Origin of the sequence: Neisseria sp. Marseille-Q2251, assembly GCF_940793045.1 — a bacterium.
In the GTDB taxonomy this organism is placed as follows: Bacteria; Pseudomonadota; Gammaproteobacteria; order Burkholderiales; family Neisseriaceae; genus Neisseria.
Genome location: NZ_CALNWV010000002.1, coordinates 89,273 through 114,309 on the forward strand (window position 1 = coordinate 89,273; position 25,037 = coordinate 114,309).

General features: G+C 54.2%; 21 protein-coding genes and 1 pseudogene. 16 read left to right on the forward strand and 6 right to left on the reverse strand.

Annotated elements, in window-relative coordinates:
• The first annotated feature begins 138 nt into the window (after window positions 1-138).
• The 7 genes and pseudogenes from AAG834_RS01645 (at window position 139) to AAG834_RS01675 (ending at window position 5,988) form a co-directional block, all read left to right on the forward strand.
• Window positions 139-1,380, forward strand: coding sequence for an aromatic amino acid transporter (locus AAG834_RS01645; RefSeq protein WP_342031056.1), 1,242 nt, complete (start codon window positions 139-141; stop codon window positions 1,378-1,380).
• A gap of 104 nt (window positions 1,381-1,484) precedes the next feature.
• The gene (locus AAG834_RS01650) at window positions 1,485-1,949 is read left to right on the forward strand and encodes a DUF7832 domain-containing protein (protein WP_342031057.1); all 465 of its coding nucleotides are present in this window, start codon (window positions 1,485-1,487) and stop codon (window positions 1,947-1,949) included.
• Window positions 1,946-2,524 carry a D-glycero-beta-D-manno-heptose 1,7-bisphosphate 7-phosphatase gene (gmhB, locus tag AAG834_RS01655; RefSeq protein WP_107842800.1) on the forward strand — a complete coding sequence of 193 codons (579 nt, stop codon included), beginning with the start codon at window positions 1,946-1,948 and terminating at the stop codon, window positions 2,522-2,524. Before AAG834_RS01650 ends, gmhB begins: the two co-directional genes overlap by 4 nt.
• Window positions 2,525-2,607: 83 nt before the next feature.
• Window positions 2,608-3,342 (forward strand): lysophospholipid acyltransferase family protein, encoded by a 735-nt coding sequence (locus tag AAG834_RS01660; RefSeq protein WP_342031058.1) that lies wholly within the window; start codon window positions 2,608-2,610, stop codon window positions 3,340-3,342.
• Window positions 3,343-3,375: 33 nt separating this feature from the next.
• Window positions 3,376-4,071 (forward strand): M48 family metallopeptidase, encoded by a 696-nt coding sequence (locus AAG834_RS01665; RefSeq protein WP_342031059.1) that lies wholly within the window; start codon window positions 3,376-3,378, stop codon window positions 4,069-4,071.
• 117 nt (window positions 4,072-4,188) lie between these two features.
• Window positions 4,189-4,302: pseudogene (locus tag AAG834_RS01670) on the forward strand (IS5/IS1182 family transposase); the annotation flags it as partial.
• Window positions 4,303-4,587: 285 nt separating this feature from the next.
• Window positions 4,588-5,988 (forward strand): L-serine ammonia-lyase, encoded by a 1,401-nt coding sequence (locus AAG834_RS01675; RefSeq protein WP_342031060.1) that lies wholly within the window; start codon window positions 4,588-4,590, stop codon window positions 5,986-5,988.
• A gap of 333 nt (window positions 5,989-6,321) precedes the next feature.
• On the opposite strand, the gene AAG834_RS01680 is transcribed toward AAG834_RS01675, so the two are convergent.
• Window positions 6,322-6,753 carry an EamA family transporter gene (locus AAG834_RS01680; RefSeq protein WP_003776540.1) on the reverse strand — a complete coding sequence of 144 codons (432 nt, stop codon included), beginning with the start codon at window positions 6,751-6,753 and terminating at the stop codon, window positions 6,322-6,324.
• Between the two features lie 195 nt (window positions 6,754-6,948).
• Here AAG834_RS01680 and AAG834_RS01685 point away from each other — a divergent pair, with 195 nt between their 5' ends.
• The 3 genes from AAG834_RS01685 (at window position 6,949) to AAG834_RS01700 (ending at window position 10,849) form a co-directional block, all read left to right on the forward strand.
• The gene (locus AAG834_RS01685; protein WP_342031061.1) at window positions 6,949-8,625 is read left to right on the forward strand and encodes a formate--tetrahydrofolate ligase; all 1,677 of its coding nucleotides are present in this window, start codon (window positions 6,949-6,951) and stop codon (window positions 8,623-8,625) included.
• 523 nt (window positions 8,626-9,148) lie between these two features.
• Window positions 9,149-9,706, forward strand: coding sequence for an oligoribonuclease (gene orn, locus AAG834_RS01695; protein WP_342031062.1), 558 nt, complete (start codon window positions 9,149-9,151; stop codon window positions 9,704-9,706).
• Between the two features lie 42 nt (window positions 9,707-9,748).
• The gene (locus AAG834_RS01700; RefSeq protein WP_342031063.1) at window positions 9,749-10,849 is read left to right on the forward strand and encodes a metallophosphoesterase; all 1,101 of its coding nucleotides are present in this window, start codon (window positions 9,749-9,751) and stop codon (window positions 10,847-10,849) included.
• Window positions 10,850-10,959: 110 nt separating this feature from the next.
• On the opposite strand, the gene AAG834_RS01705 is transcribed toward AAG834_RS01700, so the two are convergent.
• Together AAG834_RS01705 and aroG are read right to left on the reverse strand one after the other, a co-directional pair.
• Window positions 10,960-11,175, reverse strand: coding sequence for a glycine zipper 2TM domain-containing protein (locus AAG834_RS01705; protein WP_003761681.1), 216 nt, complete (start codon window positions 11,173-11,175; stop codon window positions 10,960-10,962).
• 233 nt (window positions 11,176-11,408) lie between these two features.
• Complete coding sequence (gene aroG, locus AAG834_RS01710) at window positions 11,409-12,458, reverse strand: 3-deoxy-7-phosphoheptulonate synthase AroG (RefSeq protein WP_342031064.1); 1,050 nt, start codon at window positions 12,456-12,458, stop codon at window positions 11,409-11,411.
• A 538-nt stretch (window positions 12,459-12,996) separates the two neighbouring features.
• Between aroG and AAG834_RS01715 the strand changes: the two genes are divergently transcribed.
• From AAG834_RS01715 to asd, 6 genes are all read left to right on the forward strand, one after another.
• On the forward strand, window positions 12,997-14,061 hold the full coding sequence (locus tag AAG834_RS01715; protein WP_146736444.1) for a 2,3-butanediol dehydrogenase: 1,065 nt from the start codon (window positions 12,997-12,999) through the stop codon (window positions 14,059-14,061).
• 491 nt (window positions 14,062-14,552) lie between these two features.
• Window positions 14,553-15,188, forward strand: a complete 636-nt coding sequence (locus AAG834_RS01720) for a spore coat protein U domain-containing protein (protein WP_049229376.1) — start codon at window positions 14,553-14,555, stop codon at window positions 15,186-15,188.
• Window positions 15,189-15,229: 41 nt separating this feature from the next.
• On the forward strand, window positions 15,230-15,955 hold the full coding sequence (locus AAG834_RS01725; protein ID WP_342031065.1) for a fimbrial biogenesis chaperone: 726 nt from the start codon (window positions 15,230-15,232) through the stop codon (window positions 15,953-15,955).
• A 37-nt stretch (window positions 15,956-15,992) separates the two neighbouring features.
• Complete coding sequence (locus AAG834_RS01730; RefSeq protein WP_342031091.1) at window positions 15,993-18,410, forward strand: fimbria/pilus outer membrane usher protein; 2,418 nt, start codon at window positions 15,993-15,995, stop codon at window positions 18,408-18,410.
• Window positions 18,401-19,516, forward strand: a complete 1,116-nt coding sequence (locus AAG834_RS01735; protein ID WP_070602445.1) for a Csu type fimbrial protein — start codon at window positions 18,401-18,403, stop codon at window positions 19,514-19,516. The genes AAG834_RS01730 and AAG834_RS01735 overlap by 10 nt, the downstream gene beginning before the upstream one ends.
• 301 nt (window positions 19,517-19,817) lie before the next feature.
• Complete coding sequence (gene asd, locus AAG834_RS01740; RefSeq protein WP_342031066.1) at window positions 19,818-20,933, forward strand: aspartate-semialdehyde dehydrogenase; 1,116 nt, start codon at window positions 19,818-19,820, stop codon at window positions 20,931-20,933.
• A 233-nt stretch (window positions 20,934-21,166) separates the two neighbouring features.
• Here asd and dapD read toward each other — a convergent pair whose 3' ends face one another.
• The 3 genes from dapD to AAG834_RS01760 form a co-directional block, all read right to left on the reverse strand.
• A complete protein-coding gene (gene dapD, locus AAG834_RS01745; RefSeq protein ID WP_342031092.1) occupies window positions 21,167-21,988 on the reverse strand; it encodes a 2,3,4,5-tetrahydropyridine-2,6-dicarboxylate N-succinyltransferase in 822 nt (273 codons plus the stop codon).
• Window positions 21,989-22,333: 345 nt separating this feature from the next.
• The gene (locus AAG834_RS01755) at window positions 22,334-23,665 is read right to left on the reverse strand and encodes an MFS transporter (protein WP_009311053.1); all 1,332 of its coding nucleotides are present in this window, start codon (window positions 23,663-23,665) and stop codon (window positions 22,334-22,336) included.
• 219 nt (window positions 23,666-23,884) lie between these two features.
• Window positions 23,885-24,922 carry a LacI family DNA-binding transcriptional regulator gene (locus tag AAG834_RS01760; protein ID WP_342031067.1) on the reverse strand — a complete coding sequence of 346 codons (1,038 nt, stop codon included), beginning with the start codon at window positions 24,920-24,922 and terminating at the stop codon, window positions 23,885-23,887.
• Between the last annotated feature and the right edge of the window lie 115 nt (window positions 24,923-25,037).

The following is a 25,037-nucleotide window of genomic DNA, read 5'->3' on the forward strand; positions in this document are numbered from 1 at the left end:
TCGAGGCGATAATGGATTTAGAGTATCGGAATGCAACGAGGTCGCCTGAAAAGCTCGAAACAAAGTTTTCAGACGACCTCCTTACCAATCCTTACACTTTACGGCATAATGGCGGACTGTTTTTCCGAGGAGAATTTCATGTCCGTCAAAACCCCGTCGCTTTTCGGCGGCGCCATGATTATCGCCGGTACGGTTATCGGCGCAGGTATGCTTGCCAACCCGACCGCCACCTCCGGCGTTTGGTTTACAGTCTCGCTGATTGTGTTGCTCTATACTTGGTTTTCCATGCTCTCCAGCGGTCTGATGATCCTTGAAGTCAACACCCACTATCCGCACGGCGCCAGCTTCGACACCATGGTCAAAGACCTGCTCGGCCCGACTTGGAACGCCATCAACGGCATCGCTGTCGCCTTCGTTTTATACCTGCTCACCTACGCCTACATCTTCGTTGGCGGCGACTTGACCGCCAAAGGACTGGGCAGCACGTTCGGTGTAAAAATCCCTCTGACCTTCGGACAACTCGCCTTCTTCCTGATTTTCGCTACCTGCGTATGGGCATCCGCCCGCCTAGTGGACCGTTTCACCTCCATCCTCATCGGCGGCATGGTGCTGACTTTCATCTGGGCGACCGGCGGGCTGATTGCCGATGTCAAACTGCCCATCCTCTTCGACACCCAAGCCCCCGCAGGTACCAGCTACTGGATTTACGCCGCTACCGCCCTGCCCGTCTGCCTCACGTCCTTCGGCTTCCACGGCAACGTCTCCAGCCTGTTCAAATACTTTAAAGGCGATGCGCGCAAAGTCGCCAAATCCATTTGGGCAGGTACGTTGGTCGCGCTAGTGATTTACGTCCTGTGGCAAATCGCCATCCAAGGCAACTTGCCGCGCAGCGAGTTCGCCCCCGTGATTGCCACCGAAGGGAAAGTCTCCGTCCTCATCGAAGCCCTGTCCAAGTTCACCCAAACCGGCAGCATGGACAAAGTGTTGACCTTCTTCTCCTATATGGCGATTGCCACTTCCTTCCTCGGCGTAACGCTCGGCCTCTTTGACTACATCGCCGACATCTTCAAATGGAACGACAGCGTGTCCGGCCGCACCAAAACCGCCGCCCTCACCTTCCTGCCGCCCCTGATTTCCTGCCTGCTGTTCCCCACCGGCTTCGTTACCGCCATCGGCTACGTCGGTCTGGCGGCTACCATTTGGACCGGCATCATCCCCGCCATCCTGCTCTACCGTTCGCGCCAAAAATTCGGCACAGGCAAAAACTACAAGATTTACGGCGGATTCGGGCTGATGGTTTGGGTTTTCCTCTTCGGCGTCATCAACATCGCCGCGCAGGTATTGAGCCAACTCGAACTCGTCCCCGTGTTTAAAGGCTGACAAGCAAATCGACACCCCGAAGGTCGTCTGAAAACAGATTTCAGACGACCTCTCCCGTTTTCCGTTACAATAAACACCCTCCGAATCACAGCACACGACCGTCCATGTACGACAACATCCGCTTCCACCTAGACGAAGAATATCCCGAAGGCCTGCCGTCCGAAAATGCCGCCACGCATATCGGCATGTACTGGATATGGGCAGCACAGGCAGGGCTGGCGAATCCCGTTTGGCAAACCGCCCCCGAAAGTGCGGAAGATTTCGCCAACATGCTCAAAGGCAGAACCAGCGGCCGCCGCTTCCTGCTCAAACACATGGACGGCGCGCTCACGCCCGACGACTTCACCGAACAAGGGCAGAAATTCACCTCCTATTACTACGACAATGAAGAAGACGGCTACGGCGCATTTTTAGAAGACTACGTCCGCACCCTCGATACCCCGTCGCTCGGCGGCTTCTACCACGTCCCCAACACCCCCGAAATCTACAGACGCCTCAAACCCGTCTTCCAAGCAGCGTTTGAGCAATGGAAAAACAATTTGGCATCCCCTGCCGGAGAGCAACCGTGAAACTCATCATCCTCGACCGCGACGGCGTCATCAACCAAGACCGTGACGACTTCGTCAAATCCGTAGACGAATGGATACCCATCGAAGGCAGCATGGACGCCATCGCCTTCCTGACGCAGGCAGGCTACAACATCGCCGTCGCTACCAACCAATCCGGCATCGGACGCAAATATTTTACCGTCCAAGACCTGACCGAAATGCACGCGAAAATGCACCGCCTCGTCCGTCAGGCGGGCGGAGAAATCGACGGTATCTGGTTCTGCCCGCACACCGCCGCCGACAACTGCGACTGCCGCAAACCCAAGCCCGGCATGATTTACGACATCCTCGAACGCTTCAAAGCCAACCCCGCCGAAACCTGGCTGGTCGGCGACAGCCTGCGCGACCTCCAAGCCATGCACGAAGCGGGCGGCAAAACCGCGCTCGTCCTGACCGGAAAAGGCAAGAAAACCCTGTCGCAACAGGAAAAAGAATTGCCCGAAAACACCCAAATCTTCGACAACCTGCTCGCCTTCTCCCAATACATCATGCACGAAACCGCGCAAGACTGTGCAGACGGACAGGCAAACCCATAAATACACAAGGTCGTCTGAAATCATGTTTTGCCCCGTTTCCAGCCCGAACAAGATTTCAGACGACCCATCCGACAGGTAAAAACATGCTCCTCATCCGCAACCTGACCTACTGGTTCATCCTCAGCACCAGCCTGATTTTACTTTTCCCCTTCATGCTCCTCGCCCTGCCCGTCCAAGGCGGCGCGCACAAAATGGCGCAAATCTGGGTACGCATCCTCAATTGGTCGCTCAAACACATCATCGGACTCAAATACCATCTTATCGGTGCCGAAAACATCCCCGACCGCCCCTCCATCATCTGCGCCAAACACCAAAGCGGCTGGGAAACCCTCGCCCTGCAAGAAATCTTTCCGCCGCAGGTTTACGTCGCCAAACGCGAACTGTTCAAAATCCCCTTTTTCGGCTGGGGTCTGAAACTCGTCAAAACCATAGGCATAGACCGCAGCAACAGCCGCGAAGCCAACAGACAGCTGATGGAACAAGGCATGGCGCGCAAAAACGAAGGCTACTGGATCACCATCTTCCCCGAAGGCACACGCCTGCCGCCCGGCGAAAAAGGCCGCTACAAACTCGGTGGCGCGCGCATGGCGAAAATGTTTGAAATGGACATCGTCCCCGTCTCCCTCAACAGCGGCGAATTTTGGCCGAAAAACGCCTTCCTCAAACACCCCGGCACCATCACCGTCGTCATCCACCCCGTTATCCCCCACGGCAGCGGCACCGAAGCCGAATTGATGGCGGAATGCGAAAAACGGATTGAAACGCAACAACCCCTGATTGAAGGAAAAGGACCGTTTGCCGTCGCAAAGGTCGTCTGAAAACGCAGATTTGCCCCAGCATTAACCCAATCCATGCCCCAACACTACGCCCACACCCTTTCAGACGGTCAGTCCATCCGAATCCGGCTCAAACGCAGCGCCAAGAAAAACCTCATCCTGCGCCCCGTATCCCGCGATACCGTCAGCATCAACGTTCCCCCGTTTGTCAGCCATCGCTTTCTCGCCCAATGGCTGACCGACAACGAACCCCTGTTGCGCCGCACCCTCGCCAAAACCCCGACCGCCGCCGCATCCGCCGACATCCTCCCCGAATGGATTTGGTATCAAGGCGTTCAGACGACCCTGTCCGTCCACAGCGGCAGCCACATCCAAATCAGGTCGTCTGAAATCCTACTGCCCGAAAAAGAAACCGCCGCCCAACTGACCCACCTGCGCCGCTTCCTGCACGAACGCGCCGGCGAATACCTGCTGCCGCGCCTCGAACACCACGCCCGCGCCACCGCCCTCATTCCCGCCGCGACCGCCCTCTCCAACGCCAAAACCTTCTGGGGCGTCTGCCGCCACACCACCGGTATCCGCCTCAACTGGCGGCTCATCGGCGCACCCGATTACGTCGCAGACTACATCTGCATCCACGAACTCTGCCATCTGCCCCACCCCGACCACAGCCCGCAGTTTTGGGCAACCGTCAACCGCCTCACCCCGCACACCCAAGCCGCCAAAACATGGCTGAAAGCCCACGGCCGCGAATTGTTTGCATTAGGCTGAACCGTGCAACGCGCCGATACAACAAGGTCGTCTGAAATCCTGTTTTACCCCGTTTCAAGCACAAACAAGGTTTCAGACGACCTCATCAATTCTTTCTACGCTCGGCAAACCGCACAAATCCGTTATAGTGGATTAAATTTAAACTAGGACAAGGCGACGAAGCCGCAGACAGTACAAATAGTACGGCAAGGCGAGGCAACGCCGTACTGGTTTAAATTTAATCCACTATACAAACCACCCACCCCACTATCCGCCCACCCTGTAAAACAGGATAATGCCGTATACTTTTGCGACGGCGAGAGTGCGCGGCATTAGCCGAAGCAGAAACGTTCAGACGACCTTGTACGCAACGGCGGTCTTGTTCATCCGTCCGACAAAAAAGGCTAAAATACGCAAACTTTCAATCTTCTAAAAACACTCGACAAACCAACAACAGCGGACATACAGCCCAACCGGTTTTTGCGCCAATATCCGCATTCCGCCACACAAACAGCCAACATTGAGGGAAAACACATCATGATCAGCATTTTCGACATTTTCAAAATCGGCATCGGCCCCTCCAGCTCCCACACCGTCGGCCCCATGAAAGCCGCCGCCGCCTTTTCAGACGACCTCAAACAATCAGGGCTGGACGCGCAAACCGAGCGCATCGTCATCGACATTTACGGCTCGCTGGCGCTGACAGGACGCGGACACGGCACATTCGACGCCCTCCTGCTCGGCTTGGAAGGCAGCCTGCCGCACGACATCCCCCTTGCCGATATCCCCGACCGCCTCGAACGCATCCGCACGCAACACATCCTCCGCCTCAACGGACACGAAATCAGCTTCACCCCCGACCGCGACCTAAACATACGCGGCGACCAAGTATTGCCCAAACACCCGAACGGGCTGAATTTCACCGCCTACGGCAAAGACAGCGGCAAACTCAAAGAACAAATTTACTACTCCGTCGGCGGCGGCTTTATCGTTACCGATCAAGAGTTTGACCAACAAGCCGAACAAACGCGCCAAGTCCCCTACCCCTACACCAGCTGCGCCGAACTGCTCGCCCAATGCCGCATGAACCAGCTCGACATTTCCGAAGCCGTGTTGGCAAACGAAGCCGCGCTTGCCGGTTGCAGCGAAGCCGAAATCCGCCGCCGCGTTGCCGGCGTTGCCGACGTTATGGAAGGCTGCATCAAACGCGGGCTGGCAGCAGACGGCGAACTGCCCGGCGGCTTGAACGTCCGTCGCCGCGCTCCGCAACTCGCCGCCAAACTCAAAGCCCTGCGCGAAACCGAAATCGTCAACACCCAGCTTTGGCCCATGGTTTACGCCATGGCGGTCAATGAAGAAAACGCCGCCGGTGGACGCGTCGTGACCGCCCCGACCAACGGCGCCGCCGGCATCATCCCCGCCGTCCTGCACTACTTCCGCAAGTTCAACCCGCACGCCACACAAGAACGCGTCGAAAACTTCCTGCTCACCGCAGGCGCCATCGGCATCCTCTACAAAACCAACGCTTCCATTTCCGGCGCGGACGTCGGCTGCCAAGGCGAAGTCGGTGTCGCCTGCTCGATGGCGGCGGGCGCATACGCCGAAGTCATCGGCGGCACGCCCAAACAAGTGGAAAACGCCGCCGAAATGGCGATGGAACACCATTTGGGTCTGACCTGCGACCCCGTCGGCGGACTGGTGCAAATCCCCTGCATCGAACGCAACGGTATCGCCGCCGAAAAAGCCCTCAAACTCGGCACCCTCGCCCTGCTGGAAGACGGCACGGACAAAAAAGTCTCGCTCGACGAAGTCATCCAAACCATGCTGCAAACAGGGCGCGACATGAAGTCCACCTACAAAGAAACCTCGCTTGCCGGACTCGCCATTACCCTACAGAAAAAAGCCGTCCCCGTATCCGTCCGCGTTGTGGAATGTTGAAAACGGAGCGACAAAAAGGTCGTCTGAACATTTTGTTTTTCAGACGACCTTTTGTTTGACTCGATTCATTTTATAGTGGATTAACAAAAATCAGGACAAGGCGACGAAGCCGCAGACACTACAAATAGTACGGAACCGATTCACTTGGTGCTTCAGCACCTTAGAGAATCGTTCTCTTTGAGCTAAGGCTAGGTAACGCCGTACTGGTTTAAATTTAATCCACTATACACAAAACCATCGCTGCAAATGACGGCAAGCCTTCAGCCCTATTTGCAGCACAATATTTTCAGACGACCTCTTGGCGTAGAAGGTCGTCTGAAAAATCATTCAGCCCTACCGTTTCAAAGCCAGCGTCAACACCCCCGCCGTAACCAGTCCCAAGCCTACCCATTCCTGCGTGCTGGGGCGTTCGTCCAAGAAGACCACCGCCATCAGCGCGACCAAAACCAGGCTGAATTTATCGACGGGGGCGACTTGCGAGGCGTTGCCCAGTTGCAGGGCTTTGAAGTAGGCGAGCCAGGATGCGCCGGTGGCGAGTCCGGAGAGAATCAGGAATGTCCAGTTTCTTCCGGTGAACCCGTTCACGCCCTGCCATTTGCCGGTATAGGTCAGGAACAAGACCAGCGCGGCGAGGATGACCAGCGTACGGATGAAGGTGGCGAAATCCGAATCGATGCCCTGCAAACCCATTTTGGCGAAAATCGCCGTCAGCGAGGCGAAGCCTGCGGATGCCAATGCCCAGAAAAGCCATGCGTTGCTGCCCATGTTTGTCCGTTTCTCTTGTGGATTGTCAACAATATGAACCGTATTTTTGTTGAATTATCGAATTTTTCACTGCGATTCATTCTCAGATAACGCTATAATATGCCTAATATTCTTTTGAATCCATCAGCGTTTGTCTTTCCGATGGGCTTTCAGACGACCCTCCTCTTTTTCTTCTCCATTCAGTAAAGGAAAATCATGAGCTTCAAAACCGATGCCGAAATCGCCCAATCTTCCACCATGCGTCCGATTGGCGAAATTGCCGCCAAGCTGGGTTTGAACGTGGACAATATCGAACCCTACGGCCATTACAAAGCCAAAATCAATCCTGCCGAGGCGTTCAAACTGCCGCAAAAACAAGGCCGTCTGATTTTGGTTACCGCCATCAACCCGACTCCGGCGGGCGAAGGCAAAACCACCGTGACCATCGGTTTGGCGGACGCGTTGCGCCACATCGGCAAAGACGCCGTTATCGCCCTGCGCGAACCTTCTTTGGGGCCTGTGTTCGGCGTCAAGGGCGGCGCGGCGGGCGGCGGCTATGCCCAAGTTTTGCCGATGGAAGACATCAACCTGCACTTCACCGGCGACTTCCACGCCATCGGTGCGGCGAACAACCTGCTCGCCGCCATGCTCGACAACCACATCTACCAAGGCAACGAATTGAACATCGACCCCAAACGCGTCCTGTGGCGGCGCGTGGTCGATATGAACGACCGCCAGTTGCGCAACATCATCGACGGTATGGGCAAACCTGTTGACGGCGTGATGCGTCCTGACGGCTTTGACATTACCGTCGCCTCCGAAGTGATGGCGGTATTCTGTCTTGCCAAAGACATCAGCGATTTGAAAGAGCGTTTGGGCAACATCCTCGTCGCCTACGCCAAAGACGGCAGCCCTGTTTACGCCAAAGATTTGAAAGCCCACGGCGCGATGGCGGCATTGCTCAAAGACGCCATCAAGCCCAACTTGGTGCAAACCATCGAAGGCACGCCCGCCTTCGTACACGGCGGCCCCTTCGCCAACATCGCCCACGGCTGCAACTCCGTTACCGCCACCCGACTGGCGAAACACCTTGCCGATTACGCCGTAACCGAAGCAGGCTTCGGCGCGGATTTGGGCGCGGAAAAATTCTGCGACATCAAATGCCGCCTTGCCGGTTTGAAACCCGACGCAGCCGTCGTCGTCGCCACTGTCCGCGCCTTGAAATACAACGGCGGCGTAGAACGCGCCAACCTCGGCGAAGAAAACCTCGAAGCCTTGGCAAAAGGCCTGCCCAACCTGCTGAAACACATTTCCAACTTGAAAAACGTATTCGGCCTGCCCGTCGTCGTCGCCATCAACCGCTTCGTGTCCGACTCCGATGCCGAGTTGGCCATGATTGAAAAAGCCTGCGCCGAACACGGCGTCGAAGTTTCCCTGACCGAGGTGTGGGGCAAAGGCGGCGCGGGCGGCGCGGATTTAGCGCGCAAGGTCGTCAACGCCATCGACAACCAACCCAATAACTTCCGCTTCGCCTACGATGTCGAGTTGAGCATCAAAGACAAAATCCGCACCATCGCCCAAAAAGTGTACGGCGCGGAAGACGTCGATTTCAGCGCGGAAGCATCCGCCGAAATCGCCTCGCTGGAAAAACTGGGCTTGGACAAAATGCCCGTCTGCATGGCGAAAACCCAATATTCCCTGAGCGACAACGCCAAACTTTTGGGCTGCCCCGAAGGCTTCCGCATCACTGTGCGCGGCATCACCGTTTCCGCCGGCGCAGGCTTCATCGTCGCCCTGTGCGGCAACATGATGAAAATGCCCGGTCTGCCCAAAGTCCCCGCCGCCGAGAAAATCGACGTGGACGCAGACGGCGTGATCCACGGCTTGTTCTGATTTGAATCGAAAGTGAAATAAAACGGCAAAGAGGTCGTCTGAAAACGGTTTTCAGACGACCTTTTATTATTTGAAGCGGTTTAAACTTAACCGCGACAACCCGTAGCGTGGGCTTCGCCCGCGAATCTTCCTCTGATAAAAATAGTCGTCTGAAACGATAGAGCAAAACCGCCGCATTGGTTTTCAGACGACCTTATATTATTTGAAACGGTTTAAACTCAACCGCGACAACCCGTAGCGTGGGCTTTGCCCACGAATCCTCCCCTGATGAAAATAGTCGTCTGAAACGATAGAGCAAACCCACCGCATTGGTTTTCAGACGACTATTTATAGTGGATTAACTTTAAACCAGTACGGCGTTGCCTCGCCTTGTCGTACTATCTGTACTGTCTGCGGCTTCGTCGCCTTTTCCTGATTTAAATTTAATCCACTATATTTACGCGCTCGCTTTGCCTTATCCTGATTTAAAGTTAATCCACTATAATACTGCCCATTGTTTTAAACCGACGAAAGGTCGTCTGAAATGACTCAAAACGCAAGCAACCTCTGCTGGCTCGACATGGAAATGACCGGGCTTGACCCCGAACGCGAACGCATCATCGAAGTTGCCATGATTATCACCGACTCCGATTTGAACGTCTTGGCGCAGTCCGAAGTTTATGTCGTCCACCAAAGTGACGAACTGCTCGACGGCATGGACGCATGGAACACCGCCACCCACGGCCGCACGGGGCTGACGCAGCGCGTGCGCGAATCGCAACTCACTGAAGCCGAAGTGGAACAAAAACTGCTCGACTTTATCGCGCAATGGATTCCCGAAAAAGCCACGCCGATGTGCGGCAATTCCATCCATCAAGACCGCCGCTTCATGGTCAAATACATGCCGCGCCTCGAGGCATATTTCCACTACCGCAATCTGGACGTATCCACCCTGAAAGAACTCGCCAAGCGTTGGAATCCGCCCGTTGCCAAAGGCGTGGTGAAACGTGGTTCGCATCAGGCTTTGGACGATATTCTCGAAAGCATCGAGGAAATGCGTTACTACCGCGAAAACTTCTTGAAACTGCCCGAGGTCGTCTGAAAACTTGGGAATCCCAATTTTCAGACGGCCTCTCCGACCATCATGTCCTATCAATACCGCCAATCCCTGCCCGATACGCCGCTGGACATTGTCGGCGACGTTCACGGCGAATTTGCCGCCTTTCAATCGCTGCTGCACCGGCTCGGCTACCGCGACGACGGTTTCCATCCGCACGGGCGGCGGCTGGTGTTCGTCGGCGATTTGTGCGACCGCGGCCCCGACAGCCCCGCGATGCTGGCGTGGTTCAAACAGGCTTACGAACGCGGATGGGCATGGATGGTTTTGGGCAACCACGAATTGAACATCCTTGCCGACGACCCGAAAGACGGCTCCGGCTGGTTTTTCGATGTCCGCGCCGAAAAAGACGCCCATTACGCGCCGTGGCATTGCGTGGAAGAGAAAGAAAAAAACGAATTGCGCGCATGGCTTGCCGAACAGCCGCTGCTGCTGGAGCGCGAAGACCTGCGCATCGTCCACGCCGCCTGGCTGCCGCCGCAAATTGAACGCCTCGAAGAAGCAAAGGGCGAAAGCCTGACCGCGCAATACCGCCGCTTCGATGCCGAGTTGAAACACCGCCTTCAGACGGCCTCTTGGTATCCCGACTACCTCTACGAACAGGCGCATTACGCCCCGCAGGCGGAAAATCCCGACCATGCGCCGCCGCCCATGCCCGCCACGGCGCGATACGAACTCGAACGCAGCCGCCTGCATCCGATACGCGCCCTCACCAGCGGCGTGGAGCGTTTGGCGGACAAGCCGTTTTACGCCGGCGGACGCTGGCGCGGTACGACCCGTTGCGCGTGGTGGGACGACTACCGCGACGATAAGCCCGTCGTTATCGGCCATTATTGGCGCAGTTGGCAGCCGTCTCCCGCCACCGTTGCCGCCGAACGGCTGTTGCTGCCGCCGCAGCCGGATGTCTGGCACGGGGCGCGGCGCAACGTGTTCTGCGTCGATTTCTCGATAGGCGCAAGCTGGCGGGCAAGGAAATTCCCGCAGAAATACCGTCCCGAACAGTTCAGGCTGGCGGCATTGCGCTGGCCGGAGAAGGTGTTGGTGTTTGATAGCGGAGAATGCGCGGAGACGCGTTCGCCTGACAACAAACCGGCATACTCGCCCAACCCACAGAAAAGCAATCCATAATTTTGAACTCTCCCCAACCTTGCGCAAACATTTTTCTGATTCAATCACGCCCAATAAAAAAAGCCGGCCGAACCTATTTAAGGTCCGACCGGCTTTTATCGTTTTAAAAATTAACGATGTCTGTGGACTTGGCTGCCGATGACGCCGCCTAATGCAGCGCCGCCCAAAGTAGAGCCGGTATCGCCACCGATCAAGTTACCCGCTACACCGCCCAATACCGCGCCAGTAGCAGTATTGCGTTGTGTTTGGGTCATACCCGCACATGCACTCAGAGAAGTAGCAATGGCGATCAAGGTCAAAGTTTTAGTCAAGAAAGACTTGCTCATGGTGTGTTCTCCGTTGTGGGTTAACTCAGTGACGAAAGTATGTCACATCAAGTCATTAATATTTATTCCAATAAGTAAAGTCATTTTAAACTAGGATAACTTAACAGGCGGACAGTTAGAAAAAACCATAATCCGATAAATCAGACAAATTAAATAAAAGGTCGTCTGAAACTGTCTGTTTTTACCCACACACAGACTTTTCAGACGACCTCTTTTTCGCCACACAAACCGATTTAAGGCGCGACCCGTTTACGGTTTGCCGCAGCCAAAATCGCGAGCATTTCTTCGGTGGTATCCCAGCCGATGCAGGCATCGGTAATGCTTTGCCCGTAAACCTCGGGCTTGTCCTGTCTTCCTTCGACCAAATGGCTTTCCACCATCACGCCCATAATATTGTCTTCGCCGTTTTCCAGTTGCGCGGCAACATCTTGGGCAACTTCCATCTGCCGTCTGTAATCTTTACGGCTGTTTGCGTGGCTGCAATCGACCATCAGCTTGGGCGACAAACCGGCTTTTATCAATTGTTCCGCCGCCGATTTGACGTGTTCGCTACTGTAATTCGGCTCTTTCCCGCCACGCAGGATAACGTGGCAGTCGGGATTGCCGCCGGTATGCACAATGGCGGAATGCCCCGCTTTGGTTACAGACAGGAAATGATGCGGATGACTTGCCGCGCCAATCGCATCGATGGCGATTTTCAGATTACCGTCCGTACCGTTTTTGAAACCGACCGGACAAGACAGGCCGCTGGCGAGCTCACGGTGTACCTGACTTTCTGTCGTCCGCGCACCAATCGCGCCCCAAGAAATCAAGTCCGCGTAATATTGCGGCGTAATCATATCGAGGAACTCCGTCGAAGCGGGCATGCCCATATTGTTCAGCGTCAGCAGCAAGCTGCGCGCCTGACGCAGGCCATAGTTGATGTCGAACGTACCGTCCAAGTGCGGATCGTTAATCAGACCTTTCCAGCCCACCGTCGTGCGCGGTTTTTCAAAATACACGCGCATCACAATCAACAATTCTTTTTCATATTTCTTGCGCAACACCAGCAAACGTTCGGCGTATTCCAAGGCGGCTTTGGGGTCGTGGATGGAACACGGACCGATAATCACCAGCAGGCGGTTGTCCTTGCCGTGAACCAAATCGGCGATTTCATGACGTGTGCGGTGTACCAGTCCCGCCGCTTCATCAGAAATCGGCAGTTCGTACAAATGGGCAATCGGTGGCAGCAGCTCTTTGACTTCTCTAATCTTAATATCGTCGGTAGGGTATTGTTGGGTCATTGTTATTGCTTTCAAATTCAGATAAATCGAGGCATAGATTACCTTCTTTACCTGTTTTAAACAAGCCTTTCCGCCATCTTTAAGCAATTTTATTTCAAAAAATTAAATTCTGACTGTTTTTATATATTTAAATTTCTAATATTCAAAATTTTTCGCAATAAAATTTTGATTAATTCAATAAGCAATACCTGCGTTGTCAACAATTTCCATTTTCCCCCAATAATCCTCCCGCCTTCCGACAGCATCTTTTTGACGAATACCTCAAGCCCCTTCATCCAAAACTTGACCGCGGACAAGCCCTGCTTTGTTTTTACGCAATCCGACACATCATTCACATCTAAATGTAGTAAAATAACGAAATATCAAAGCCATATCGCGCAGCCTGTGTTGCCTATCCTTCGCAAACACCATCCTGCCGCATCATTTAAATAACAATATCCTCATCACACGCCCCACACATCCTTCCCGCTTTTACTGAAAAGCCGTCCGACCTTTCAGACGACCTTTCCTACCCACCACAAAAACAAGGAGCGTTACAATGAAAGCAGCACGTTTTTACGATAAAGGCGACATCCGCATCGAAGACATCCCAGAACCGACCGTCGCCCCCGGCACCGTCGGCATCAACGTCGCCTGGTGCGGCATCTGCGGCACCGACCTGCACGAATTTATGGAAGGTCCGATTTTCATCCCACCCTGCGGCCATCCGCACCCGATTTCCGGCGAGTCCGCACCCGTAACGATGGGACACGAGTTCTCCGGCGTGGTTTATGCCGTCGGCGAAGGCGTGGACGACATCAAAGTCGGACAACACGTCGTGGTCGAACCCTACATCATCCGCGATGACGTACCGACAGGCGAAGGCAGCAACTACCACCTCTCCAAAGACATGAACTTCATCGGCTTGGGCGGCTGCGGTGGCGGTCTTGCCGAAAAAATCGCCGTCAAACGCCGCTGGGTGCATCCGATTTCCGACAAAATCCCGTTAGACCAAGCCGCTTTGATTGAGCCTCTGTCCGTCGGTCATCACGCTTATGTCCGCAGCGGCGCGAAAGCAGGCGACGTCGCATTGGTCGGTGGCGCAGGTCCGATCGGTTTGCTGCTTGCCGCTGTATTGAAAGCCAAAGGCATCAAAGTCATCATCACCGAATTGAGCAAAGCGCGCAAAGATAAAGCCCGTGAATCCGGCGTTGCCGACTACATCCTCGACCCGTCCGAAGTCGATGTCGTCGAAGAAGTGAAAAAACTGACCAACGGTGAAGGCGTGGACGTCGCATTCGAATGCACCAGCGTCAACAAAGTGTTGGATACCATGGTCGAAGCCTGCCGCCCGACTGCGAAAGTCGTCATCGTATCCATTTGGAGCCACCCCGCCACCATCAACGTCCACAGCGTCGTGATGAAAGAGCTGGACGTGCGCGGCACCATCGCCTACTGCAACGACCACGCCGAAACCATCAAACTGGTGGAAGAAGGCAAAATCAACCTCGAACCTTTCATCACCCAGCGCATCAAGCTGGACGAGCTGATTTCCGAAGGCTTCGAGCGTCTGATTCACAACAACGAATCCGCCGTTAAAATCATCGTCAATCCCAACCTGTAAACGACTGGCGGATTGATAGCAACCAACACAAAGGTCGTCTGAAAACCTCAAATCGAGATTTTCAGACGACCTTTTTATATGCGAAGACAAGACAAGCCCATCATCGACAATACCTGTCAAACCATTTCATTGCCCATCACTAATTCCCAAACACAACTAAACCTACTGCGAAACATCTGCAAAGGTCGTCTGAAAGCCAACTTCAAGAAACCAAAGCTTCTTTTAAACGCTTTCAGACGACCCCTTATCCAAATTAAATACCGAATAAAATAAAATCTTTGCAAAAACACAACAAAATTAAATACAAAAATTTACAAAAAACACAGGAACTTATAAAATACCAAACAATAACAGTTGCAACAATAATTACAAATCATAATAATGTCATATATACCGTTCAGGCATAAAAGCCTACCGTATAACCGGCACACAGAAATATTACGGAGACTGTGTCAATACACATCTAAACTCACATACTAAGGATAAATCCGATGAAAACACGTTTTACTTTAACTTCTCTGGCTCTGGCTTCTCTCATGATGATGGGCAACACTGCAATGGCTGCACCGATCAACAGCGGCACTTCAGATTTCTTCAATGTCAAATTGACATTGACCGGCTCCTGCGAAACCTTCGTCGTGAATCATGGTCAGGCAACTCCAATTGCCTCTTCTGCCGATCCGATTGCAGGAGCGGATATTGATTTTGGGGAACACAAAGCTCAAAAAAACAGCGCTGAATTAACAGGCAACAACTCTGGCGGAACAACACAAGGCATCCAGGTCAATTGCAGTAAAAATACCGTATTCAAGGTGCATTTAGAACCTCAAAATCAACAAAGTGCAGACGGCAGTGGCAAGTTGAAAGGTTTGTTAGGCGCCTCCAATACAGATGAAATCGAGTATCAACTTTATAAACCAGAAATTACCGGAACCGGTCTCGATGAAACGATTGGTGGAATTTCAACTAAGAAATGGGGCAAAGAAGGAGATTCTCTCTCTCTGACTGGTAAAGGCTTGGATACACCCATCATGCTTCCTGTATTTGCGAAAATTCCCCAAGGTAAATTGTCTGACAAAACTCCCGACACCTACCGCGACCAAGTCAAAGTAACCCTGACCTACTAATCCGGTTTACTCCCTCAAAACAAAACAACTAAAAAATACTCATGCAAAAAGCAATCAGCACACTTGTCGGTATGCTGACGGCGGCAGTGGTTTTACAAAGCCATGCCGCCGGCTTGCAAGTCAGTCCGACATCGCTTTCCCTGCCCGCCAAACAGCGGGCGGGTATTTTTACTTTGGGAAATACGGGTAAAGAGCCGTTGACGGCGCAGGTACGTGTATTCCGCTGGACGCAGGACGCAAACGGCGGAGAGATTCTCGAACCCACCGATGCCGTCATTGCCAGCCCGCCTATGGTCAAACTGGAAGCGGGTGCGCAGCAGCAGTTCCGTGTGATGCGTGTCAAACCGTCCGACAAACAGGCTGAAGAAGCCTACCGCCTGATCGTGGACGAACTGCCCTCACCCAATGCGAAACCGCAAAAAGGCATTCAGTTGGTGATGCGCTATTCGCTGCCGCTGTTTGTCAACGTTCAAAACAATGCCGAACCGAAGCTGCAATGGCGTGCGGAAAAAGCGGAAAATGGTAAAACGGTTTTGGTTGCCGAAAACACGGGCAATGCCCATGCGCAATTGAGCAATATTACTTTTCAGACGACCTCTGCCAAAGACGCATTAACGCTGGCAAGCGGTCTGGCAGGCTACGTCCTGCCGGGCAACACTTGGAAACGCGAATTGGAAGTTTCCCCCACTTCTCTGAACCCAGGTCGTCTGAATGCCACGGTAAACGGTATGCCGATCCAAACGGAGGTACGGTTTGCCGCCCCATGACCTAAGGACACAGCTGACGCGGCTAAGTACCGCGCTGATGCTGTGTTTCTACGCCCTGCCCTCCCCTGCTCAAGACATCCTGACGCAGGCGGCGCCTGCTGCCTACGAGCAGGCATGGCTGACTGTTTACCCGCAGGTCAAAGTCAACGGCAGCATACGCGACGGTATCGAACCCTTCATGTCGCGTAACGGCGTGCTATACGCGCGCCCCGAATCTCTGCGCGCCTACGGCATTGCCCTGCCCGACGCAGAAGCTGCCGAGGCAGGCAAAAACGGCGTCGTGCCTGAAATACAGGACGGCGCTTCCACACCCGGCGCGGGCGTATGGTTCGAACTCTCCGCCATCCCCGGTTTGCAGGTGAAATACGATGCCGCCGCGCAAACCCTTGATCTCACCGCCCCCCTCGAATGGCAGCCCGACCTGAAAACCGCCCGAATCGGCGCACCGCAGGAAAACCGCTACGCCATCGCCAAACCCGGCTTTGCCGCCGTTCTGAACTACGACACCAATATCTCGCGTAACAATTCCGGCAGCGGCACGCAGGGCGTTTTCGGTGAAATGCGCCTGAGTACGCCTTGGGGCTACCTGAACCACACCCAATTTGCCAACCGAAGCCACAACAAAGAAAGCGGCTCCCGCAGCAACACCGCCCGTCTGGATACCTACTGGCGCACCGTCTGGCCCGAACAAGGCATATCGCTGACCGTGGGCGACACCCTGACCGGACAAATCGGCTCATGGGGCGGTACGCGCATCGGCGGCATCAAAATCTCCCGCACTTACAACACCCGCCCGTGGAAACAAACCACCCCGCTGCGTTCCTACCTCGGTAAAAGCACCCTACCCGGCACGGTCGATCTCTATATTGACGGTGTCAAACAAATGAGCCGCGACGTCGAAGCGGGCGAATACGAACTCATCCTACCGCCGTCCATCAGCGGCCGCAGCAACGCCCAAGTCGTCGCCACCGACGTACTGGGGCGCACCGTCGTCGTCGATATGCCGCTTTACGGCGGCAGCGGACTTTTAGCAAAAGGCTTGAACGAATGGTCGTTTGAAGCAGGCTACGTCCGCCGCGATTACGGCATCCGTTCCGCAAAATACCAATCCGACCCCGCCGCCTCCGGTACGTTGCGTTACGGCGTCAGCAATACCCTGACCGCCCAAATTCACGGCGAAGCCGCGCGTGGTTACCGTCAGGCGGGCATTGCCGCCGATACCGTATTGGGTTCGCTCGGACAACTCAATCTTACCTATGCTGAAAGCCGCTTCGCAGGCAAAACAGGACGACGCGGCAGCGCGTTTTTCAGTACCCAATGGGACAAACTCTCCCTCAGCGCAGGCGCAAGCCGCACCAACGGACAATTTGCCGAACTGGGCGACACCGCATACGGCGCAGACTTTTTCAAAGCCACACGCCATCCCGCCACCTCCGCATCCGCATCCGCAGGCTGGAGCAGCGACAAACTCGGCTCATTCAGCCTGTCCTACGTCCATTCCCATACCGAAGGCAGTCCCGCCGACGGCGTAGGCTCGTTCGGCTGGAGCCGCAGCTTCAAAAAAAGCGCTTCACTCTATGCCGGCGCCAATAAAAACTTCCGCAACAAACGCGAACTGAGTTTCCACGCAGGCCTCTCCGTCAGCCTTGACAACGGCTACTCAACCTCCGCGGGCATCAGCAGAAACAAACACAACACCAGCTACCAAGCAACCCTGAACAAAACCAGCAGCGGCATGGGCAGTACCAGCTGGGGCATAGGCTGGCAGCAAAACGACAACGCAAACGGCAGCCGCAGCAATACCTTCAACGGCAACATCCGCCATCAAAACACCTACGGCGACGGCTGGGCAAACGTTTACAGCCAAAGCGGCAACAGCAACTGGAACGCAGGCTGGAGGGGCGGTCTCGTCCTCATGGGCGGCAGCCTCTTCGCCACCCGCCAAGTCAACGACAGTTTCGCCGTCGTCAGCACCGGCGATATGGCGGACGTCCCCATCCGCGCAGGCGGCATGCCCGTAGGCAAAACCAACCGTAAAGGGCTGGCACTGATCCCCGGCCTCTCCGCCTACCAAAAAAACACCGTCAGCGTCGATATTGCCGAATTGCCGTTGGACGTCCAGCTTGAACACACCGTCGCCGAAATCGCCCCGCCCGAACGCTCGGGCATGCGCGTCGAATTCAAAATCCAGCGTACCCGCGCCGCCACCATGACGCTGAAAGACGCACAAAACCAATTACTCCCGAGCGGCGGCAGCATTACTGCCGAAGACGGCACCCCGGCAGCCGTAACCGGCTTCGACGGCAAAACATATATTGAAAACATGAAAGAAGGTAGAAACCGCTTCACAGTCATCCTCCCTGAAAACGGCGGAACTTGCACCTTCGAAGCGGAATACCCTGAAACACACAATCCGGATTCCATCCCGGAACTGGGAGACATCATATGCAGATAAATATAAAGAGAGGTCGTCTGAAAACCGCAAACCGTCTTTTCCGACAAATGACATTGCCTGCCGTATTCGGACTGCTGTCCCTGTCCGCAGGACAGACTTGGGCAAACAGTGGCGAAGCTGGAAGATTTGTACAATGCACCGCCACAGTGCAAGGCAATGGAACTTTCAACGGACAGCCTGCCTTGGTATTCGGAAGCCAAGGCAACGGCGTCAACCTTCTGAACAACAACCAGCCGGAAGATATTCAAGCCACCATTAACTACACATGCTCCAACACCATTACCCAACCCTTAAAAGTACGCCTGTGTTTCAATATTGACGGGGGTCAGGGCTCAACAAGCATATACACTCCACGGAAGATGTTTTATACCCAAAACCGTTCCCAAACGCTGCAACTGTTATTACTTAAATCCGATAATACTTACTGGGGAACGGATAACACGGCAAACTCTCCCAGCAGTGCCAGCACAGATATCATGCGCATCCCAGCCAAAGACACTGTCACAGGAAGCATGACTATTAAAGCAAGATTGGTTAGCGGACAAAGTAATATCATACCCACGACCACTGGGCACTCTTATCTCTCGAACTTTATCAATGGCTCTACCGCCTTAAGTTGGAGGGCTGCATATGATACTGCTCCCGACCCTGTCGATTGCGGGGGATTCCTAACCAACCAACGTTTCCCCTTTTACGTCCAAGCCCATGTTGCGCCCGTTTGCGAATTCATCTCCGCCGACGACATCGACTTCGGCACACACACCGCAGGCAGTACCAACCTGAAGCAGTCGGGCAACCTCACCGTCCGCTGCACCAACGGCACGCCCTACACCGTCGGTCTGATTCCTTCCAACAACAATCAGGAAGGCAGGGGCGAGATGAAATCCACCAATCCCGCCAACACCGACAAAGTCCCCTACCGCCTCCGAAAAGGTACCTATGCAACTGCTCCTTTTTGGGGCAATAAGCCATCTGCTCCGGGCAAGGCGCAAGAGTTTACCGGCGACGGCAGCAGCCAGACACACACCATCTCGGCAGAAGTCCAAAACACCGACTACACCCCGGGCGAATATAAGGATAAGGTAACCGTCGATATCCGATACTGATCCGAAAGGTCGTCTGAAAAACAGTGCGGCATTTCGGTTATCAAAATGCTGGCAAACGGTACGTCATCGCTCTCAGCGTTCCTGCGAAACCTTGGATGCTTCTTGAATGCGAGCCTGCAACTTTGCATCAGGTTTGCTTTCGGAACATTCCGGTTTGGCAGGAACGCTGATTTTTCAGACGACCTCCCCTCTTGCTCCCGAAACAACATAAAAAACTTTACATTTACCTCAAACAGGTTTAAAACTCTTCCTTTTCCCCTATTCAGAAATTTGTTAACAATTTCCCCCTAAGGAGCTCAACATGAAAGTAGGTTTCGTCGGCTGGCGCGGAATGGTCGGTTCGGTTTTGATGCAGCGTATGAAAGAAGAAAACGACTTCGCCCACATTCCCGAAGCGTTCTTCTTCACCACATCCAACGTCGGCGGTGCGGCACCTGATTTCGGTCAGACGGCAAAATCATTATTGGACGCGAACGACGTTGCCGAACTTGTCAAGATGGACATCATCGTCACCTGCCAAGGCGGCGATTACACCAAATCCGTGTTCCAGCCCCTGCGCGACAGCGGCTGGAACGGCTACTGGATTGACGCAGCGTCATCTCTGCGGATGAAAGACGACGCGATTATCGTCCTCGACCCCGTCAACCGCAACGTCATCGACGAGGGCCTCAAAAACGGCGTGAAAAACTACATCGGCGGCAACTGCACCGTCTCCCTGATGCTGATGGCGTTGGGCGGCCTGTTCCAAAACGACTTGGTCGAATGGGCGACCAGCATGACCTACCAAGCCGCATCCGGTGCAGGCGCGAAAAATATGCGCGAACTCATCAGCGGCATGGGCGCGATTCACGCCCAAGTAGCGGACGAGCTTGCCGATCCTTCCAGCGCGATTCTCGACATCGACCGCAAAGTGTCCGATTTCCTGCGCAGCGAAGACTATCCGAAAGCCAACTTCGGCGTACCGCTCGCCGGCAGCCTGATTCCGTGGATTGACGTGGATTTGGGCAACGGCCAGTCCAAAGAAGAATGGAAAGGCGGCGTGGAAACCAACAAAATCCTCGGCCGCAGCGACAATCCGACCGTGATTGACGGCTTGTGCGTCCGCATCGGCTCTATGCGCTGCCACAGCCAAGCCATCACCCTGAAGCTGAAAAAAGACCTGCCCGTTTCTGAAATCGAAGCGATTTTGGCAGGCGCGAACGATTGGGTGAAAGTCATCCCCAACGAAAAAGAAGCCAGCATCCACGAGCTGACGCCCGCCAAAGTCACCGGCACGCTGTCCGTCCCCGTCGGACGCATCCGCAAACTGGGCATGGGCGGCGAATACATCAGCGCCTTCACCGTCGGCGACCAGCTCTTATGGGGCGCAGCCGAACCCCTGCGCCGCGTATTGCGTATCGTGCTGGGCAGTTTGTAAGATTTACAGACCAAACAAAAAAGCAACGGTTTATCCGTTGCTTTTTTATGGTAAAGAAAACAGCATCCAACCAAGCAGGTTCTAAAACCGATTCACCATATGAAGAGGTCGTCTGAAAACCCGAAATCCGGTTTTCAGACGACCTCTTTCCATTCAAACAAGGGAAACCGTTTGCCTGAAGCCCATTTGTGTTTTGCGCTGTTTCAGACGACCTCCCCTTTTCTGTTCGCCGATTAAATACCGCGCAGCAATTCGTTGACGCTGGTTTTGGCGCGGGTTTGTGCGTCCACGCGTTTGACGATGACGGCGCAGTAGAGGCTGTGGCTGCCGTCTTTGGAAGGCATACTGCCAGACACGACAACCGAGCCTGCCGGTACGCGGCCTTGGTAGATTTCGCCGGTAGTGCGGTCGAAGATTTTAGTGGATTGTCCAATGAACACGCCCATGGAAATCACGCTGCCTTCTTCGACAATCACGCCTTCGACGATTTCGGAACGCGCGCCGATGAAGCAGTTGTCTTCAATGATGGTCGGGCTGGCTTGCAGGGGTTCGAGTACGCCGCCGATGCCGACGCCGCCGCTCAAGTGAACGTTTTTACCGATTTGCGCGCAAGAGCCGACGGTTGCCCAAGTATCGACCATCGCGCCTTCGTCAACGTATGCGCCGATGTTGACATAAGACGGCATCAAAACGACGTTTTTGGCAACAAAGCTGCCGCGGCGCGCAACGGCACCGGGTACGGCGCGGAAACCGGCAGCGCGGAATTCGTCTTCAGACCAGTCGGCAAACTTGGTCGGCACTTTGTCGAAGTATTTGTTCACGCCGTCGTTGAGGACTTCGTTGTCTTGGATGCGGAAGGAAAGCAGGACGGCTTTTTTCGCCCATTCGTTGACTTTCCATTCGCCCACACCCAAGCGTTCGGCGACGCGAAATTTGCCTGAATCGAGTTGGCGGATGGTTTCCAACACGGCTTCTTTGACTTCGGGGGTAACGGTGGTCGGGGTGATGTCCGCGCGGTTTTCAAAGGCGGTTTCGATGATGTTTTGCAAAGACATGGGGATTCCTTTTGAAGAGGGTAAAAGGTCGTCTGAAAAATTCGGATGACCTGCAAACAGGTGGTATTTTGCCATGTAAACGCTTTGCCGTCAGCTTTTGCGGGGATACGGCGATCTTCCGACCCAATCCGGGCTTCTATAGTGGATTAAATTTAAATTAGGACAAGGCGACGAAGCCGCAGACAGTACAGATAGTACAGCAAGGCGAGGCAACGCCGTACTGGTTTAAAGTTAATCCACTATACAAACCGCCCCCGTTTAAAACAAAGCGGCACAATCAAACAAAAAGGTCGTCTGAAAACCTTAATTCCGAGTTTTCAGACGACCTCTTGGCAAATGCCTGAATCAGCCTGCCGATTCTACGCCATAAGGTTTGTTTGACGTTTTGATGGTCAGGGTCAGTACGGCGGCGATGATAAGGAGGACACCGGCAAAAGTCATGGCATGTCCCGGGTCGGCGCCGAGCAAGTTCTCATAGATTTTACTGAAGGTAAGGGTTTGGATCAGCATCGGAATCACAATCATCATGTTGACGATGCCCATATACACGCCGTAGCGTTCTTTCGGGATGGAATGCACGACAATCATAAACGGCACGCCCATCATACTTGCCCAGCCGATACCGAAGCCGATCATCGGGGCGAGCATCATGTTTTTATCGGTAACATGCGGAATCGCCAAAAGGGCGAGTGCGGCAAGGGTAACGGCAAAGGCATGGACGTATTTGGCGGCGTATTTGCGCGCCATCCACATCAATCCGAAGGCAGAAATAAAGGTCACGACGTTGTAAAAGCCATTGACCACACCGGTCCATGCCACTGCGTCCTCATATGCGACTTTGTTGGCAGAGGTAGCATTCCATATAGATTTGGCGAGACTATGGGAGATGTATTGCCAGTAGATGAAGAGTGCGTACCATTGGAAGAGGTAAACCGAAGCGAGCTGCCACAAGGGTTTCGGCATGTCTTTAATAGCATGGTAAATTTCTTTAATGGCTTCAACAGGACCGCCGGATTGGGCTTTAATCGCCGCCAGCTCTTCAGGAGACGGCTCATGTTCGGGGGTGGACAATACGGTCACTAAAACAGAGCCGATGGAGCAAACGGCGCCAATATAGAACGAGCCGAATACCCAGTAGGGGATGCCCGCTTCGGAGGTTTGGTTCAACCAGTCGATTTTCTTGAAGGCATAGAGCGATATGTTGGCAAGGGTAATGCCCAAGCCGGTAAACACTGACTGCATCAAAAAGCCGGTGGATTGCTGGCGTTCGGGAACGGTATCGGCGATGAAGGCGCGGAAAGGCTCCATGGCGGTATTGTTGCTGATGTCTAAGAGCCACAGCAGCAATACGGCAACCCACAATGCGGTAACGTGCGGATAGAAGAACAAACACAAGCTGCAACCGATGGCGCCGAGCAGGAAATACGGACGGCGGCGGCCGAGTCCGGGAATCCATGTACGGTCGCTCATGGCACCGATAAGGGGCTGCACCAGCAAACCGGTAATCGGTCCTGCCATATTGAGGTAAGGCAGTTTTGCAGGGTCAGCTTGTAAGAAACTGAAAATCGGATTGATGGCGGTTTGCTGCAAACCGAAGCTGTATTGAATGCCGAAGAAGCCGAAGTTCATCAGCATAATCTGGCGAAGCGTCAGGGATACTTGTGGGGAAATCTTCATTTTGAAGCGACTCCTGGACTGTATAAGAAGAAAACATGGAACAACAAACTGCGGGAAACACTGCATAGTCGAAGCGGTTGAGCCGCTTTCTTTATTTTTGGGCGTATCGTATTGATACGTTGCAAATGGATAACGTGATGTGTTGTTTGTGTTTTCAGACGACCTTTTATTGTCGTATTGTGTCAGCCTCATAAAGCAGACGTCGTCTGAAAGGATGTTTTACTTCAATGCCGTGACCGACTGCCGCCAAATCGTTTCTCCGACAACCCGAACGGGCGGACGGGCGGTTTCTTTGGTCTCGATAATGTCGAACAGGATTTCCGCCGCCAGCGCGCCCATGCGCATATAGGGCAGCTCAGTGCTGGTCAGCGGCGGGAACAGGGTTTCGGCAATCGCGCTGTGGTTGTCGTAACCTGCCACCGACACCTGCTCTGGAACGCGCACGCCGCGCGTCCTCAAAATGCCGTAAACGCGGACCGCCATTTCGTCGTTACCGCAGCAAATGACCGTCGGCGGGTCGGCAAGCGACAATAGTTTCAACACTGCCGCAATCAAAGGTTCGCTGCCGTTGGCAAAGTCGGTGATACCGGTTTGCACCAAGTCGGGATCGAACACCATGTCTGCTTCGTCCAAAGCGCGTCGGTAGCCCGCCAAACGCAGCCGCGTCGCTTCTGCGCCCGCCTGCAAAGTAATGTAAGCGATACGGCGGTGTCCGCGCCGGATGATGTTGCGTACCAAATCGTATTGCCCGCGCTCGTCGTCCGGCAAAACCGACGGCGTACCCGCCGTGTCGAAGCAGTTGACCAAAACCATTGGGCAGCGGTTGGACATTTCGGGCAGGACGATTTCGCGGTGCGACTCGGTTACATACAAAATGCCTTCCGCGCGGTGCTCCATAAACGTCCTGACCAAAGGGTCGATTTGCTCGTAGCGGTTGTCCGTATCCGCAATCATCAGCGTTTTGCCCGCTTCGCGGATTTTCTGCTGGATGCCTTTGATTAAAAACATATCCGGCAGACCGTGTACCCCGCCGTATTCGCCCGTGCGCGAGATGGCGCCGGTAATCAGTCCGACCAAGTCCGAACGGTTCGACCGCATCACCCGCGCCGCCGAAGACGGGATATAACCCAAAGCCGCAATCGCGGTTTCGACTTTCGCACGCGTTGTATCGCTGACCGGCGCATCGCCGTTGATGACGCGGCTGACCGTTTTGGGTGAGACGCCCGCATAAGCAGCAACATCATAAATTGTAGCCATCTTACGACTCCCGCCTCAGCCCTGTTTCATTTGATTACGAAGCATAGCACACCTGACATCGGTGTCATACCGAAAATTTTAAAAAACCTTGATAAAAATCAAGCATATAAATTGC